The organism is Arthrobacter sp. Z1-9 (genome assembly GCF_054792695.1).
This window is the reverse complement of sequence record NZ_CP096456.1, coordinates 3,231,428-3,247,416: the sequence shown is the minus strand read 5'-3', so window position 1 is coordinate 3,247,416 and position 15,989 is coordinate 3,231,428. Positions and strand designations below refer to the sequence as shown.

Sequence of the window (15,989 nt, the reverse complement as noted above, 5' to 3'; positions counted from 1 at the left end):
CTATATAGCTCTGCAATTTGTAAGGTTCACCTATGACAACGGGGAAAGCAATTACCAAAGCCGTCATTCCTGCTGCCGGATTGGGAACACGCTTCCTGCCCGCCACCAAGGCAATGCCGAAGGAAATGTTGCCGGTGGTAGACCGGCCGGCCATCCAGTACGTGGTGGAGGAAGCCGTGAAGTCCGGCCTCACCGACCTGCTGATGATCACGGGGCGCAACAAGCGCTCCCTCGAGGACCACTTTGACCGTGAGCCCGGTCTGGAGCGTGCCCTGGAGCTGAAGGGCGACAAGGAACGCTTGGAGTCCGTGCAGTACGCCTCGGAACTCGGCCCCATCCACTATGTCCGCCAGGGCGAGGCCAAGGGCCTGGGCCACGCGGTGCTATGTGCCAGCCAGCACGTGGGCAATGAGCCGTTCGCCGTACTGCTGGGCGATGACCTCATCGACGAGGCCGAGGACCTGCTGACCACCATGATGGAGGTGCAGCAGAAGACCGGCGGTTCCGTGATCGCCCTCATCGAGGTGGATCCGTCCCAGATCAGCGCTTACGGCTGCGCAGACATCACGGCTGTCGACGGCGAGAACTTTGTCCGCGTTAACAGCCTCGTGGAGAAGCCCGCCACGGGGGAGGCTCCGTCCAACCTTGCTGTGATTGGCCGCTACGTGCTGCACCCCTCCGTGTTCGACATTCTGGAGAAGACGGAGCCGGGCCGGGGCGGCGAGATCCAGCTGACGGATGCGCTGCAAACCCTAGCGGCCGGCGACGGCGAAGGCTCCGGCGTGTACGGCGTGGTCTTTAAGGGCCGCCGGTTCGACACCGGCGACAAGCTGAGCTACCTCAAAGCCGTCATCACGCTGGCTTCCGAGCGTGTGGAGTTCGGTGAGGACCTGAAGACCTGGATGAAGGCTTTCGTTAACTAGCTCGGAGTGAAACTGCTACAGGCCCGTCGCTCACAGCGGCGGGCCTGTATTTTTTGACAGTTCCTAAGTCAGGAAGAGACCAGGTCCAGGGGCTTTGCCGGGCGGTCAGCCCCTTCAATCAGGAGTTCAAGAAGGTACTTGCCGTAGCCGCTCTTTGCGAGGGGCTCAGCACGTTCCCGCAGCTCGTCATCAGTAAGGAAGCCCAACCGCCAAGCGATTTCCTCTGGGCAACCGATGGAGAGTCCCTGACGGTGCTGTACGGTCCTCACGAACTCCGATGCATCATTGAGGTCGTTGAATGTCCCCGTATCAAGCCAAGCCGTACCGCGCGGAAGTATTTCCACCTGCAGTTTGCCGCGTTCGAGGTAAACACGGTTTACGTCGGTAATTTCAAGCTCACCTCGCGGAGAGGGCTTGAGGTCTCGTGCAATTTGCACCACGTCATTGTCGTAGAAGTACAGGCCGGGAACAGCGTAATGGCTCTTGGGCACTAAGGGCTTTTCCTCAAGGGAAATTGCCCGGCCGGTCTCATCGAATTCCACAACGCCGTAAGCAGATGGGTCTGCCACCCGGTAACCGAATACCGCCCCGCCGTCAATGTTCTCAAAACGGCGCAGTTGGGTGCCCATCCCGTGCCCGTAGAAGATGTTGTCACCAAGCACCAAAGCAACAGGACCCTCACCGATATGGTCAGCACCTAGAACGAAAGCTTGTGCGAGCCCGTCCGGTGAAGGCTGCTGCGTGTAGGTGAGGTTGATGCCGAACCGGCTTCCGTCACCCAGGAGTCGCTGAAACTGGTCAGCATCGTGAGGTGTCGTGATAATCAGGATGTCCCGGATGCCAGCCAGCATGAGCGTGGAGAGCGGGTAGTAGATCATGGGCTTGTCGTAGACCGGGACCAGCTGCTTGCTGATGCCGAGTGTAATTGGATGAAGACGTGAACCGGTTCCCCCGGCGAGGATTATTCCGCGCATATGGTCAATTTTCAGGGATGTTACAAATTCAACCAAATCGTGTCGGCGTGAAACTATGAATTATGCAAAACTTTCTTGTTACCGGCGGTGCCGGCTTCATTGGCTCCAACTTTGTCCACTACGCCCTGGAAAATACGGACTCCCACGTGACCGTGCTGGACAAGCTGACCTACGCCGGCAACCTCGAATCGCTGCGCGGGCTGCCCGAAGACCGCTTCTCATTCGTTCAAGGCGACATCGCTGATGCGGAGCTGGTGACGCGCCTGGTGGCGGACACCGACGTCGTTGTCCATTATGCCGCCGAGTCGCACAACGACAATTCCCTGCATGACCCCCGCCCGTTCCTGGACACGAACATCATCGGTACCTACACGCTGATCGAGGCGGCCAGGCAGCACAACAAGCGCTTCCACCACATCTCCACCGATGAGGTGTACGGCGATCTGGAACTCGATGATCCGAAGCGGTTCACCGAGCAAACACCGTACAACCCCTCCAGCCCGTACTCCTCCACCAAGGCCGGCTCGGACCTGCTGGTCCGCGCCTGGGTGCGTTCCTTTGGGCTGCAGGCAACTATCAGCAACTGCTCGAACAACTACGGCCCGTACCAGCACGTGGAGAAATTCATCCCGCGGCAGATCACCAACGTCATCGACGGAATCCGCCCCAAGCTCTACGGCAAGGGCGAAAACGTGCGGGACTGGATCCACGCCAACGACCACTCCTCGGCGGTCCTGGCCATCATCGCCAAGGGCAAGATCGGCGAGACCTACCTGATCGGTGCCGATGGGGAAAAGAACAACAAGGACGTCGTTGAACTGATCCTGAAGCACATGGGCCAGGCGCCCGACGCGTATGACCATGTGGTGGACCGGCCCGGCCACGACCTCCGCTACGCCATCGACTCCACCAAGCTCCGCGATGAGCTGGGTTGGGAGCCCCAGTTCTCCAATTTCGATGCCGGCATTGAAGACACGATTGCCTGGTACCGGGACAACGAGGACTGGTGGCGGCCGCAGAAAGCTCAGACGGAGGCCAAGTACAAGGAACAGGGCCAGTAGTCCATGTCTCTGGAGTTTTCAAAAAAGCTTGCTGCCCACCAAACACCGATCCCCGGCGTCGTTGTCTATGACCTGCCGGTTCACGGAGACAACCGTGGCTGGTTCAAGGAGAACTGGCAGCGGGAAAAAATGGTCGCCCTGGGGCTGCCCGACTTCCACCCGGTCCAGAACAACATTTCGTTCAACGAGAAGGCAGGAACAACCCGCGGCATCCACGCTGAGCCTTGGGACAAGTTCATTTCTGTTGCCACCGGCAAGATTTTTGGTGCTTGGGTTGATCTGCGCGAGGGTCCTTCCTTCGGTGCTGTGTTCACTGCGGAACTTGACGCGAGCCAGGCGATTTTCATCCCCCGTGGGGTCGGGAACGCCTTCCAGACGCTGGAGGACAACACCGCTTACACGTACCTTGTGAACGACCACTGGAGCGCGGACGCCCAGGGCCAGTACACCTTCCTGAACCTCGCGGATGAGAGCGCGGCCATTCAATGGCCTATTCCCTTGAGTCAGGCCGAGCTGTCCGAAAAGGACAAGGCGCACCCGCGCTTGGCGGATGTAGTGCCTATGCCGGCCAAAAAGATCCTCGTGGTGGGCGCCGACGGGCAGTTGGGAAAAGCGCTGCGTGACCTGTACGAGGGCGTCGCGTCGGTCGAGTTCGCCGGGCGTGCGGAATTTGATCTGGACAGTACAGCTTCCTTCACAACGCGGAACTGGAAAAACTACTCCACGATCATCAACGCGGCGGCTTATACCGCTGTTGATGCCGCTGAGACGCCACAGGGGCGCGCCGCGGCTTGGGCCGTGAACGTCACAGCCGTCTCGCGGCTGGCCAGGACCGCCGTCGAGCATGACCTCACGCTGGTTCACGTCTCCTCGGACTATGTCTTCGACGGCGACCGTGACACCCACGACGAGGATGAACCATTTACGCCGCTGGGCGTATATGGCCAGACCAAAGCGGCCGGCGACGCGATCGTCGACGTCGTCCCCCGGCACTACATCGTGCGCACCAGTTGGGTCATCGGCGAAGGCAACAACTTTGTGCGCACGATGGCATCCCTTGCTGAGCGTGACATTAGGCCCTCAGTGGTCAACGATCAGGTTGGCCGGCTGAGCTTCACCGAGGATATTGCGGCGGGTATCCGGCACCTGCTCGAGTCCGGCGCGGAGTATGGGACGTACAACCTAAGCAGCGAGGGCGAACCGCAGTCGTGGGCAGACCTTGCTGCAGAGGTGTATGAGTTGTCGGGCAAGGACCGGGCTGCTGTTACTGGAGTAACCACCGCGGACTACTTCAAAGGGAAAGATGCGGCGCCACGACCACTGAACAGCGTACTGAATCTCACCAAGATCAAAGCAACCGGTTTTAGGCCTCGCAAGCTCCGCAAAGGACTCCGAGGGTACCTTTCAGTCAGCGATTCAGCGGACTCCTGACAGGAAGCGCACCGCGCCTTTGGATCAGGGCTTCCTGAATACCAGAGGGCTGCTTAGGAATCTTCAGAGGCCCGCTGCCGGAAAAGGCGGCGGGCCTGCAGCTTGTCAACCATCAAGGCGGTGAGCAGGGCACCTATGACAGCACCAGACGCATTTGTCACGAGGTCGAGAAGACTTGCAAAGCGGTTGTGAAGAAACAGGAGCTGGCCCAGCTCCATACAGCCGGAAATGAGTAGCCCAAAAGAGCCGATCTGCCACCAGCGCTTCCCAGGAAAAGCCAGGGCACTGACAATTCCGAGAGGGATGAAAAGGGCCACATTTGCCGCCGCCTCCACGACCTTGTAATTGATCCAGCGCGGGTATCCGTTGCGGTGGAGGAATTTCAAAATTTCTGCCAGCTGTCCTTGCACGGGTTGATCTACAGGATTGGGCCAAAACGCGACAAAGGCCAGGAGGACCAGCATGGTGGCGAGGATTGCCTGCCACATCCGCTGGTTTCGGAAACGGTTCACAGCATGCTCAAGAAGACCGTAGGAAGGCTAACGTTACCGTGCTCAACGCGGCAGCGACAAGGAGTCCTAAAAGGACGTAAGGGAACACCTGTGGAGGGGGGAGTGGTATGGAGAAGCCGTGTTCTCGTGGTGCTCTGTGCCAGTGTCTCCCCATAGCCCTAATAGATATCACAGGTTTGGTGATTGAACCGTCGCCCTTTGTGACAGACGAGCCGTCGATCTTGGCCAGTCGGAACCTTAAAAGCAGAGGGTGGGTGGTTCTCCGCTCTGGGAGAACCACCCACCTTCTTTGGTGCTTCAGGTGCTGCCGTTAAGCAGCAGCCTCTGCCTTGGCGCGGCGGCGGACGACGACCACCGATGTTGTACCGGCAGCCAGTGCTCCGGCGCCGACCAAGGTCCACAGGACCAAGCCGGAGTCAGCTCCAGTGTTGGCCAAGGCTGAACCCGCATTAGCTTGACCGGAACCCGAGTTGGCGAGTGAAGCGCCAGTCCCCTTGTTTCCGCCAGCGTTAGCTCCTGCCGCGCCGTTATTGGCGAACCCGGGGGCAACTACAACGCGGACGGGGCCTACCGTGTACCCGGAGTCGCTAGTTGCTGTGAGCAGGTAAGCACCTTCTTCACGAATCGTGACCGGGACGGAGAATTTGCCGTTCTCGTCAGCCTGCGAAGTGAGAGTTTGCGCTTCGATGAAGACGCTGATCTTGCTTGAGAAGGAACTTCCGCCTGCAATGTTCGCCCCAGAGGCGGCAGGTGCGTTGCCGGGTGTGACTCGAATGGTCAGGCGCTGGCCCTGAAACGGACCCTGACCGCTGAACGTGAACTGCTCGCCTGGGCCAACAGTGCCGTCAGAGACGGCGGCCTGTGGCGGGATGGCTGGGTAGCGACCCTGCGCTACTGCCGGCGCCGAGCCGACGAGCGCGATGGTTCCTGCTAATGCGAGAGCTGCGAGTGCTTTTTTCATACTTGTCCCCCCGGAGACTTTGTGTTTTGGTTACCCGATGCGGGGAGTTCCCCCTCTGCGCAATACCTCTTGCAGAACTACGGATAGATATCCCAAAAAAGACGCTACCACCTGCGCTACTTTACGAGCAACGTCAATAAAGACGGTTTACATAAAGTTAACGCGCTATCTACGTGATCTAGCCACAGAGTGCAGCTTGTGTGGGCAAAATCACATCATTGACTTGCTGAACCGTCGGTGTGACAACGAGGTTAGGTTCGGTGTGCTGAATAATCTTACCGAAGGTAAAGTCAACCGTCCGGCTCTCGCCGGGGGCCAGTCGAACGGCGAGCACTCCTACTGGTCTATCGTCATGAAGGTAAGCCCCAAAATCAGACTTCTGTCCGTTGGTATGCGCGGTTTCGACGTAGGCCTGGACAGGCCCGTAAGCAACAATATTGGTTTGAACCGAGCCGGCCGGAACTCCGTAGGCACCGCCGGCGGTTACATATTCAGGAAGCACGGCTCCTGCGTCAGGCGCGGCAGTATTCGTGCCCGTTACCCGTACGGTCACCTGCTCATAACCGTCGCGGGGGCATTCTTTGATGAGTTGAACTGTTCGTTTGACGTAGTAGTCCATTTTTGCGCCAGTACCGTCATTGAAGTAAACGCCAAATTCGGCGGGGGAGACTCCACCACCACTGATGGAACCGCCCAGGGGATACCGGGCAATAGTGGTTTGCTGCTCAGAATCTGCGGACCACATCAAAATTCGGCCCTCGGTAGCGCCCTGCGTGAGCCCACGAAGTAGCTTCTCGGGTGAGCTAGAAGGTGACGAAAGGCCGTCGAAGATTTGCTTGGCGACGCCTGCAAAATAGATATCCTGAACAGCGGGTGACGGTATTCGAGCGTATACGTCTGACAGCAAGGTTGGAACCACGTTTTCGGCTGTGAGTTGGGACGGCAGGGTGTTGCCCGACAAGCGAGCTAGAAGCGGGTCAAGTTCCACAGGGCCGGTAGCTTTGAGGAGATAACTGAGAGCGACAGGATCGAGGGAAACCACTCCGTCAAGTGTCTCGCCGGTTTTCTGTTGCCACATGCTGCGAGCAGTGGCAGCGGAAGTCGGAAAATCGGGCGTCAAATTCACGTCTTGCATGAATTTCCCGACCCGTGTCGAGTAGATAGCCTCTTGTTGGGCATCAACTTTGATAATCGGGGCCATGGTTCCCATGGCTTCCGCAGTGGTTTGACCGGAAAGGGAGAGCTTGCCCGCGTCCACCGTGATCACCGCTACCGACGCGGGAATACCTCCCGAAGCCCGGAGCTCAGCGTTGTTCTGTACCAGCAACAAATATTTTTGAGGGCGATCTGCCCCTAGCATCTCCGGAACCAGGGTCGCTGCGCTTGCGGCGGCCTGGAGCACGAGATCCGCTTCCGCAAGCTGGGAACGGGTTGCGTCCAGGGCGCCGGCAACGGGCGGCAGCAGGGACGCCGATTCAATTCTTGCTAGCCTGTCTGCCGAACTTCGGATGGTATGTGCCGCCGAGGAAACTCTAGGGGCCGCTGCGCGCAGGGGCTCGAGATCAGCCCCGTCTGCTTTGGGCATCAAGCTGCCCCATTCCAGGGACTCGAAGACCCTTGAAAGGGGATCAACTGCCAACGTCGCTACGTCGTCCACTGACCGAGAGACTTCAGCTGCGGCACTGAAATTAGGTCCAATCCACGGCAGGGCCGAAGCCAGTGTCCATAGAGGATCCGAAGCTGCTTCCCGCGCGGAGCCAGTATGCGCTCTTAGCTGGGCAACCTTTGCTGCCGCGTCAGGCGCCCTATTTGATGAGATATCTTCCCTCAGATCAGGAAGAATATCCGCGGCGGCTTGTAGATTGTCCTTCAGAACCAGAGCCTTCAGGCCAACCCATGCACTTGCGCCAGCCAAGACCGCCAGGATGACCGTCACCCAGATTGCTGTGATGCGCCAGCGCCGATTTCGGGGCGCTTTTCTGCTCGTTGGTAGCCCTTCGGCTTCGGTCAGTATGAGGCTGTCCTCATTTGCGCCAGTCATATACTACCCGCGCTCCATTTCCTGTGTCCTGGGCGACGGCGGCCGCTCACTCGAGTTGTACAAGTACTCAATTTTCTCGATCCATAACGCCATGACTGGCACTAGTAGGCGCCGGTGCTGTGAAAAACGGCTCGAAAAGTCCGCATCAAGATGATTACGTCACCGGCGAGGGACCAGTTTTCCACGTAGTACAGATCAAGACGCACGGAATCCTGCCACGAGAGGTTCGATCGTCCGCTAACTTGCCACAGCCCTGTTAACCCCGGTTTCACCAGGAGCCTTCGACGTACGTCGTGCTCATAGACCTCCACTTCTCGAGGAAGGGGGGGTCTTGGACCGACCAGGCTCATGGTTCCAGTGAGGACATTGAATAACTGGGGAAGCTCGTCCAGGCTATATTTCCGCAGGACGCGCCCCGCCCGGGTTATGCGAGGATCCTCTTTCATCTTGAAAAGCAGGCCGCTACCTTCGTTGAGCTTTGTTAGTCCTGCCAGCTTTTGCTCCGCATCCACCACCATGGACCGAAACTTGAGCATGCGAAAAGGAGCGCCCTCAATGCCTACGCGTTCCTGACGAAAAAGAATTGGGCCGGGACTATCCAATTTGACGATGGCTGCCACTGCCAACATCAAGGGTGACGCAGCGATTATCAGCAACCCGGAGACAACGACATCGAACAGTCTTTTGGCAACCCGCTGTCCACCTTCGAGAGTGGGCGTCATGACATGGATGAGCGGAAGACCTGCGACCTGTTGAGTATGGATCCTTGGACCGGCTATGTCAGTGAGGGCGGGCGCCATTATTAGCCCGATGTTGCGTGCCGCAAGCTCCCAGCCCAGATGTCGAAGCGTTTGGGGGTGTAATTGAACGCCCGCGGAAACAGCCACGGCATCAGCGTTGCATCGCTCGATGGCCTTTAGTATCGATTGTGCATCAGGTGAGTGCCCCAGCACCTCTAGGCCAGATTCCTCTTCAACCCTAAAGGCTTCGTTGCCGCCTGGGGAGTAGGCGGCAACTGGCAAGTATCCCGCTTGTTTCGAGCGATGCAGGGAAGCAGCCAGGTGGGCAATTGCTCCTGGCCCGCCCAACAAAAGTAGCCGCGACATGCTGCCGCCCTTCTGGCGATCCACGTGGAGGTGCTGGCGGAATAACCACCGCGCAAGCAGTAACCCAACGAGGCCAACCGGCAATGCAATACCGACGTAACCGCGGGCGGTGTCTACGCGGAAGACATAGGAAAAGATGGCAACCATGCCAAAGAGCCATAACGAGGCCGCTGCTACCCGCTTGTACTCGTCAGGCCCCGAGCCAAGAATTCGGCTCTGGCGGGTACTCCAAGCGCCCAGCATTACCCACCAGGCAACGCCTAGTCCGACTGACAACCAAAGGTAGTTGACTTCCTGGCCGACTACGACGAAGTCCGGCTCGAAGCCAAAACGAACAATATAGGCGCCGGCGACTGCCCACGAGATGACAAAGGCGTCAACAATGCGCAAAGTACGGGAGGTTCGCACACGCCAGTCAGGCAGTATCCCCAATTATTTCCCCAAAGTAGTCGCTCATACCAAACAGGGAAAACCCCGTCGTCAGGATACAGGGAACGGGGGTGAAGCCAGCAATGTTTCAGGCTAGACATTCGTCACCCAGCGCGCGTCCTTTGAGAGCAGCCGCGACGCGATAGTATGTCAAGTCACGACAAATCCCAGTTTGCGGTCGTGGTGCAAAAGCGAAATGATGCCCACTGACAGTGTTCCGGTAGCCCAGGCATTAGCCCGTGCCGTTTACCCCACGAATGGGTGCGTCTATTCCGCCGTAGGGCAGGGCGTTGTCAACCGGCGCTTTGCAGCGGACGTAGGCATATGGGGCGCCGTCCACGTGGCTCCACTTGTGCCCATGGTCGCAAGTGTAGGCAACTCTTTGGCGTAGGCCACGGCATCGCTGCGCACATGCTTATCGGGGAGACTGGCCATCGAGAACGAAAGAACAGGTCACATGCCAAAAACTGTTGCAGTTATAGGTACACGGGGATACCCCAGCTATTACGGCGGCTTTGAGACTGCTGTGCGAAAGCTGGCGCCCTTTCTGGTCGACGCGGGATGGTCCGTAAGAGTTTATGGCCGAGCAGGCAGTACAAAGCCACATGATCCTGAGCTGGATATACGTGTTCAGTCGATCAACACGCTCGGTCTCGACAACAAGTCCCTCAGTACCCTGTCTTTCGGCCTTACTTCCGTTATTCATGCCATGCTTCATCGACCAGACGTTGCGTTGGTTATGAATGTCGCAAACGGCTTTTGGTTGCCTCTGCTTCGTTTACGGGGAATACCCTCCATCGTGAATGTAGATGGAATCGAATGGGAGCGTGCCAAATGGGGGCGGCTCGCCAAGCTTGCATTTAAACTGGGAGCAAAGTTTACTGCCCGATTTGGAACGGTCCTCGTGAGTGATTCTGAGGAGATTCGCCGACGGTGGCAGAGTGAATTTGGCAGGGACAGTGTCTTTATTCCTTACGGCGGCGAATTTCCCGACGAACTGCCGGTTGTGGAGGGCTTGGAGACCGAAGGGTACGCCCTGATGGTAGCCCGCTTTGTTCCAGAAAATACGGTCCAAGAATTCTTCACCGCCTGTGAAGAAATTGCTGAGGAATATCCGGTGGTAATAGTAGGGTCATCCGGTTACGGAGGAGAGCTTGAAAAGGCTGCCGCCGAGCTTGCCTCTAAGCATGAGAACGTGACGTGGCTTGGACACGTAAGCGACGATAAGAAGCTGATGTCGCTGTGGCAACATGCTGGAGCCTATTTTCACGGACATAGTGTGGGTGGCACCAACCCTGCCCTGGTACAGGCGATGGCATGTGGGGCTCCCGTCGTTGCGCGTAGGACGCCCTACAACTTAGAAGTGTTGGGCCGAGACGAGCACCTGGTTGCAGCTGAACCGGAAGCGATAGTGGGTGGTCTTCGTCGGATGCTTTCGAACAAGGGTAAACGCGACGCGGCAAGAGTCTACAACCGAGACAGGGCGTGGACGCATTACAACTGGGCAGGAGTTTGTGAAGCCTACGAGCACGCGATTGCACAAACCATCAGCGTTTCTCGCGGAGATATTCCTGCAAATTCTCTAATAGGAGCGATGCAAAATCTTTCAGCGGGTAATGTCAAAGAGACTAAGGCATCGCAGTAACGTGTCGAGCTGTGATGTAAATACCGGGCGAGGCGCCTATAATGCCGGGCGTAGAAGCATAAGGATTCGCCCCGAACTGCGAGCTATGCAGGTCGAAGAAGCATACGAAATGGTTCCGGCCACCACCCTTTATTTCACAGAAAAGTATGATCTTGGGGCAACGTACTTGAATGATACGTTCCATAAGGTCAGCCTGCTCCAAGCAGTCAAGTTCCTCATCCGAAGTGAAGCTCTAGTCTTGGAAGTACCAGAGCCCCTGTGGGTAAGGTTTCTTCCAAAAAACCTCGTGCTGTTGGCGGTTTGGAAGCTGATGGGACAGCTTCAGCGACGTCCGCGCATGGCTGTTACGTACGCTATTGAAAATAACGACCTGACAAATCTTCTGGCACCCAAGTTGACACTTCCGGAGCCGATTCTTCGCTTGGGTGGGTTACTCATGGGCGTAATTTTGAGGGCCACGATCGATCGGATTGCCTATGGCAGTGCAGGATCTATGGCCGTCTACCATTCTTTGCCGGGGGTGCGAGGTATTCCGCATCGTCTCATCGAAGAGCTGCCGGCCGCAGTGGCTGATGCCTCGACGCCGACCCGTCAACGCGCTATTTTCATCGGGGAGCTGGATGACAGGAAGGGAATTTTAGATGTAATGGAGGCCTGGCCGGGTGTTGAATCGGCCATGCCCGAGGCCGTCCTCACTGTTATCGGAGCCGGTCCCCATTCCGAGATAGTTTCTACCTGGTGCAGGGAGCGAGCGGCAAGCCGCCATTTCGCAGGCTTTCTTTCCCATGAAGAAGTCAAGCAGTCGCTGCAGCATGCTGATGTCCTCGTTGCGCCATCCCGGCGATCCGGTCGCTGGCGCGAACAGATCGGGCTTCCCATCGCAGAAGCGGTGAGCCATGGGCTGACTGTCGTAACAACGGACGAAACAGGGCTGGCCACCTGGCTCGCAGCTACTGGCCACACAGTAATTGAGGAAGGTCGGGTAGGCCACGATCTTCGTTCGTCATTAATTCATGCTCTCAACAACCAATTGCCGCGCACGTCCGTTATAAATGCATTGCCCCCGGTTCCTGGGCGAATAGAGGCCGACAAGTGGCTGCACGCCCCATAATTTCCGATGTTGAGGATATATACATGAGCACTTTGGATATAGCCGGGATCGTGGTTCACCACCGAAGCCGCGAAACTCTCGTGCCGACAATTCTTCGATTGATATCGGAAGGGCTGGAGCCGACGAAGCTTCTTATCGTCGACAACAGTGAGGACACTGCCGGGGATAACTCGCTCAAGGAGGCCTTACCACTTGGGGTGAAGGTCATCTTCACTCCGAACTCCGGGTACGGGGCGGCAGTGAATGCAGGTGTGGCCTGGCACAAGCAGAACACTCCTTCAACTGCCTATACCCTCGTCTCCACTCACGAAGCGCTTCCAGAGCCAAGTTCTCTACAAAAGTTGGTGGCTGTGTTGGAGAGGCATGAAAGGGCGGCACTGGTTGGCCCTGCCTTGGTGACGGGGGAGGACTCGGACGTTATCTGGTCGCTCGGCGGCTATTTCTCCAGGCCGCTGGGGTTGCCCAGGCACTTCGGACACAAAGCCCCCAGGACGGAGCTGGCCAGGGCCGCCCCTCGTCAAGTTGAGTGGCTGGACGGCGCATTCCTGCTCTTTCGTCGAACCGTTCTGGAAGCCCACCCCATCGATGAAGACTTCTTCCTTTACATGGAAGAGACCGATCACCAGTTGTCTCTCCGGAGAGACAACTGGGAAGTACGTCTTGAGCCAGCCGCAGTTGTCTGGCAAAGTTCGGGGGGGACCCCGGCCTTTTACCAGACCCGCAACGTTCAACTTTTCCAAGCAAAAAACGGGTCGCGGCTGCAGGCGCTTGTTTCAGCGCCTTACATTGTTGCCTCTGCAGTAGTTCGAGACTTCGTCAGGGGCAGAGGGGCATCCAACTGGAAGCCACTTCTGGCCGGATGGAAGGCGGGTTGGCAGCTTAGGGCGGGTAGGCCAAAGAACTCAGTGACGCTTCTGATCAACCCCCTCGGGGGAGCTTTAGCCCACTACACGGAAGCCTTGACAAAGACTTTGCAGGCCTCCGGTGTGGTTGTGCGGCTCCATTCAATAGAGGAGCCTTCCGTCTCAGGTCAGAGCCGGTGGCGCTGGCTCGGCGACTACCTGCGCCTGCTAGTACAGGCTAAAAAATCGAGCCGCGCTGAACATACCCGGACACTGGTGGTCTGGCCAGTCCTGGGATTCTTCGACCTAGTAATCGTTGGCTTGCTTAGTGGTAGCCGGGCAACCGTTGTTTACCATGATCCCAAGCCGCTCGTCCGTGCTGCAGGCAGCGATCCATTAAGCGCTCGGCTGGTTTTTCGGCTGCCCCGCCTTCCCCATGTCGTGGTCCACAGCGAGGCGGCCGCAAACGCAATGAAAAGCCTTGGCTTCAGGTCAACGATGCACTTGTTGGCCCACCCCATGTTTCCTCCTGCCACGCCGAAAAGAGCGGTCGGTGATCGGGCCACCGAGCGTCCCGTCGTCCGAGTTCTGGGCCAGTTCAAGCGCGACAGAGACCTCGGCGCGTTGGAGTCGTTGGCTAGGGAACTCAGATCTGAAGTGGACTTGGAAATCGTAGGAAGGGGCTGGCCGGAACTGGAAGGGTGGAAAGTCGATGCACGCTTTGTTTCCGAGCAAGAACTCGATGATCTCGTCCAAAGCAGCGACGCCATTGTTATCCCGTACCTTCGGTTCTATCAAAGCGGCATTGCCATCAGAGCCTTGGAAGCCAACACACCTGTAGTGGGACGGGCTGCTACCAGCCTGGCGGACTTGTACGGCCAAGAATCGAAACTATTAGTCAGGGAGCATCCCCAGACCGGGATTGTAGAAGCTCACGCCTGGGCAGAAGCCGTTAGATTCGCGGTAGCTGATGGGCGTGAAGAATCCATACGTGCCGCGCTGGCCTATCACGCAGCTGCTGTATCCCAATGGAAGGCTTGGGACTGCGTACCCGGGTCGGTAAACGAAAGGTCATGACGTTGGTCGCCTATACGCTCCTTGCATTAGGACCTGCCTCCCCAGATTCTGATTCTGAATGGCTTAGCCATCCGCGGATCAAGGCTATATTTCAGCACCACCCCGCGGCCCCAAACGGGAAACGATTCGGCTCGAGAGTTCTTGGCATTGGGGTGGATTCCCTGGTACTCGCCTTGCGAACACTTAGCCCCTCAGTCAGGGGGCCCTATGTAGCAAATAACCCATGGATCGGCGCAGCCCTACGGCTAACCGGCCGATCAAACTTCGTTGTCACGGGCATCTATGCCGAGCCATCAAGCCGTAGCTGGAAAGTTCTGCGTCGACTCATTGGTGGTGCTCCAGTCATAGCCTTATCCAACTCGGAAATAGGGCCGTGGAATGCAGACGGAGGGCGCGCCCAAGCCGTTTTATACGGAAATTCCTTCGGTTATCCGTCTCAAAAAGCTCCGTCCCAGCATCTCCACATATTCATCGGTGGCACATCAGACCGAGACGCGGCGGTTATTAGAGCTCTCGAAGCTGAGGTGTTGGCGAGCAGCACCCCCGTGCAGTTGACTCTTGCGACAGGGGAGCCGGCAGGGGAAGTCCAGCGAGGCCACAATGTGATTAGACGGCCTGGATACGTTAGCCAACAGGACTTCGGAAAGCTTCTGAGTACGGCCTCCGTTGTTTTCCTGCCCATAGCCCCAGGAACTAGAGCAGCTGGGCACATGGTTCTGGTGGGTGCGCTCGAGAGCGGGATTCCTGTAAGCGTCACACCAAGCAAGGGAATGGAAGAGTACGTTATTGGCCCTGCTGTAGTCCTATGCGACACAAGTCGCGCGATACTTCCCCAGCTTCAACAGTTGGCTGATGCGTCCCAATCTAAGCAGGAAGACATTCGGCAATTCTGGGCCCGCACTTTTAGCCTAAAAAGCTACGTTGCGCGCGTGGGAAAACTGCTTGAGCCGAGAATATAACAAGGGGAGTTCCTGCCTCTTACTTCAGTGGTCAGGTTAAGCTTGTTATCCAAATCAGCAGGAGAGCGGCGGAAACGAAGCCGCTCGTGGCGGCCATAAGTTTGTCTCGCAAAGCTATAAGAATCAGGAAGCTTGTCGCTGCATCGACCATGGCATAGGCGCAAAGAAGCGCGATTAGGCCGAATTGTTGAGAAGAAGTCGATAAAGCCACAGCTACAACTATGAGTGGGACCACTATAAGCGTGATCCTTGAGGAACTGGGCGGAAGGAATCGAAACATCAAGCGTTGTGCTACGGACGCGGAGGCCGAAGCAATAAGCCACAGTGCCACTACAACTGCTTGAATCAGGTAGGCCGGCAAGGTGAGGTTTATACCCAGGACGCCCACAAGACCCACGCTACCCAGGAGTACGACAAGCAGTCTGAGGAACCGGCGTGCAGCGGACGGGGATTCAGTGCCTTGGTGCACAAGCAACGGCATGACGGCGTTGACAAACGTCGCCGCCACTGAGCCAACGATTTTCATGGGCAGCGTCAGTAGCGTAAGGGTTGAGGGGGGTAGAACAAGAGCCAGAGATTGCACGACCATAAGACCCCCGTACCCCACAAACGACTTTGTGAGGAACCACCAGTGCGCTGAATGCCTGCGAACCGGCAGGGTGGGCAGCCCATTAAGCACATTCCGCCCAGCCTTTTGCCATATCATCAGTACCAAATAGGCCAAATTTGCTGCCAGCAGGCTCGCCAGCATGGCCGTCACGGTCGCAGCGGAATCGGACCACGGCAATAACATGATGAGCGTTGCCAATGCATTGGCGGGGAGGGCGACTGCAGCCATCCAGGCAGGGTTGCCTTCGGCTTCGGCAGCGACCGCTAGGAACCACAAGCGAGCCTGGACAACTGCGTTACTGGCCGCC

12 protein-coding genes are annotated in these 15,989 nt (G+C 57.5%); 6 read left to right on the top strand and 6 right to left on the bottom strand.

The genetic code is table 11. The annotated features are described in order from the left end of the window. Positions 1-32: 32 nt before the first annotated feature. Positions 33-923: a UTP--glucose-1-phosphate uridylyltransferase GalU gene (gene galU / locus M1D93_RS15065; RefSeq protein ID WP_461172281.1), complete on the top strand. Its 891-nt coding sequence runs from the start codon at positions 33-35 to the stop codon at positions 921-923. A gap of 68 nt (positions 924-991) precedes the next feature. Here the strand turns inward: galU and rfbA are convergent, their stop codons facing one another. Further along, positions 992-1,897 (bottom strand): glucose-1-phosphate thymidylyltransferase RfbA, encoded by a 906-nt coding sequence (rfbA, locus tag M1D93_RS15060; RefSeq protein WP_461172280.1) that lies wholly within the window; start codon positions 1,895-1,897, stop codon positions 992-994. 62 nt (positions 1,898-1,959) lie between these two features. Here rfbA and rfbB point away from each other — a divergent pair, with 62 nt between their 5' ends. Then, positions 1,960-2,958 (top strand): dTDP-glucose 4,6-dehydratase, encoded by a 999-nt coding sequence (rfbB, locus tag M1D93_RS15055; RefSeq protein ID WP_461172279.1) that lies wholly within the window; start codon positions 1,960-1,962, stop codon positions 2,956-2,958. Between the two features lie 3 nt (positions 2,959-2,961). Next, complete coding sequence (locus M1D93_RS15050) at positions 2,962-4,389, top strand: sugar nucleotide-binding protein (RefSeq protein WP_461172278.1); 1,428 nt, start codon at positions 2,962-2,964, stop codon at positions 4,387-4,389. Positions 4,390-4,442: 53 nt separating this feature from the next. On the opposite strand, the gene M1D93_RS15045 is transcribed toward M1D93_RS15050, so the two are convergent. From M1D93_RS15045 to M1D93_RS15030, 4 genes are all read right to left on the bottom strand, one after another. Next, positions 4,443-4,901, bottom strand: coding sequence for a VanZ family protein (locus tag M1D93_RS15045; RefSeq protein ID WP_461172277.1), 459 nt, complete (start codon positions 4,899-4,901; stop codon positions 4,443-4,445). Between the two features lie 310 nt (positions 4,902-5,211). Continuing rightward, the gene (locus tag M1D93_RS15040) at positions 5,212-5,862 is read right to left on the bottom strand and encodes an LPXTG cell wall anchor domain-containing protein (RefSeq protein ID WP_461172276.1); all 651 of its coding nucleotides are present in this window, start codon (positions 5,860-5,862) and stop codon (positions 5,212-5,214) included. Between the two features lie 178 nt (positions 5,863-6,040). After that, positions 6,041-7,903: a DUF4012 domain-containing protein gene (locus M1D93_RS15035; RefSeq protein ID WP_461172275.1), complete on the bottom strand. Its 1,863-nt coding sequence runs from the start codon at positions 7,901-7,903 to the stop codon at positions 6,041-6,043. 101 nt (positions 7,904-8,004) lie between these two features. Further along, positions 8,005-9,399 carry a sugar transferase gene (locus M1D93_RS15030; RefSeq protein ID WP_461172274.1) on the bottom strand — a complete coding sequence of 465 codons (1,395 nt, stop codon included), beginning with the start codon at positions 9,397-9,399 and terminating at the stop codon, positions 8,005-8,007. A gap of 496 nt (positions 9,400-9,895) precedes the next feature. Between M1D93_RS15030 and M1D93_RS15025 the strand changes: the two genes are divergently transcribed. The 3 genes from M1D93_RS15025 (at position 9,896) to M1D93_RS15015 (ending at position 14,113) form a co-directional block, all read left to right on the top strand. After that, positions 9,896-11,083, top strand: coding sequence for a glycosyltransferase (locus tag M1D93_RS15025; protein ID WP_461172273.1), 1,188 nt, complete (start codon positions 9,896-9,898; stop codon positions 11,081-11,083). An 85-nt stretch (positions 11,084-11,168) separates the two neighbouring features. Beyond that, the gene (locus M1D93_RS15020; protein WP_461172272.1) at positions 11,169-12,194 is read left to right on the top strand and encodes a glycosyltransferase; all 1,026 of its coding nucleotides are present in this window, start codon (positions 11,169-11,171) and stop codon (positions 12,192-12,194) included. 23 nt (positions 12,195-12,217) lie between these two features. After that, positions 12,218-14,113, top strand: a complete 1,896-nt coding sequence (locus M1D93_RS15015; RefSeq protein WP_461172271.1) for a glycosyltransferase — start codon at positions 12,218-12,220, stop codon at positions 14,111-14,113. A 990-nt stretch (positions 14,114-15,103) separates the two neighbouring features. On the opposite strand, the gene M1D93_RS15010 is transcribed toward M1D93_RS15015, so the two are convergent. Further along, positions 15,104-15,910 carry a hypothetical protein gene (locus M1D93_RS15010; RefSeq protein ID WP_461172270.1) on the bottom strand — a complete coding sequence of 269 codons (807 nt, stop codon included), beginning with the start codon at positions 15,908-15,910 and terminating at the stop codon, positions 15,104-15,106. Between the last annotated feature and the right edge of the window lie 79 nt (positions 15,911-15,989).

Coding starts and splice junctions, on each gene's coding strand:
- rfbA (WP_461172280.1), bottom strand. CDS start 1,897: ATGCGCGGAATAATCCTCGCCGGGGGAACCGGTTCACGTCTTCATCCA.
- M1D93_RS15040 (WP_461172276.1), bottom strand. CDS start 5,862: ATGAAAAAAGCACTCGCAGCTCTCGCATTAGCAGGAACCATCGCGCTC.
- galU (WP_461172281.1), top strand. CDS start 33: ATGACAACGGGGAAAGCAATTACCAAAGCCGTCATTCCTGCTGCCGGA.
- rfbB (WP_461172279.1), top strand. CDS start 1,960: ATGCAAAACTTTCTTGTTACCGGCGGTGCCGGCTTCATTGGCTCCAAC.
- M1D93_RS15020 (WP_461172272.1), top strand. CDS start 11,169: ATGCAGGTCGAAGAAGCATACGAAATGGTTCCGGCCACCACCCTTTAT.
- M1D93_RS15015 (WP_461172271.1), top strand. CDS start 12,218: ATGAGCACTTTGGATATAGCCGGGATCGTGGTTCACCACCGAAGCCGC.
- M1D93_RS15010 (WP_461172270.1), bottom strand. CDS start 15,910: ATGGCTGCAGTCGCCCTCCCCGCCAATGCATTGGCAACGCTCATCATG.
- M1D93_RS15050 (WP_461172278.1), top strand. CDS start 2,962: ATGTCTCTGGAGTTTTCAAAAAAGCTTGCTGCCCACCAAACACCGATC.
- M1D93_RS15025 (WP_461172273.1), top strand. CDS start 9,896: ATGCCAAAAACTGTTGCAGTTATAGGTACACGGGGATACCCCAGCTAT.
- M1D93_RS15035 (WP_461172275.1), bottom strand. CDS start 7,903: ATGACTGGCGCAAATGAGGACAGCCTCATACTGACCGAAGCCGAAGGG.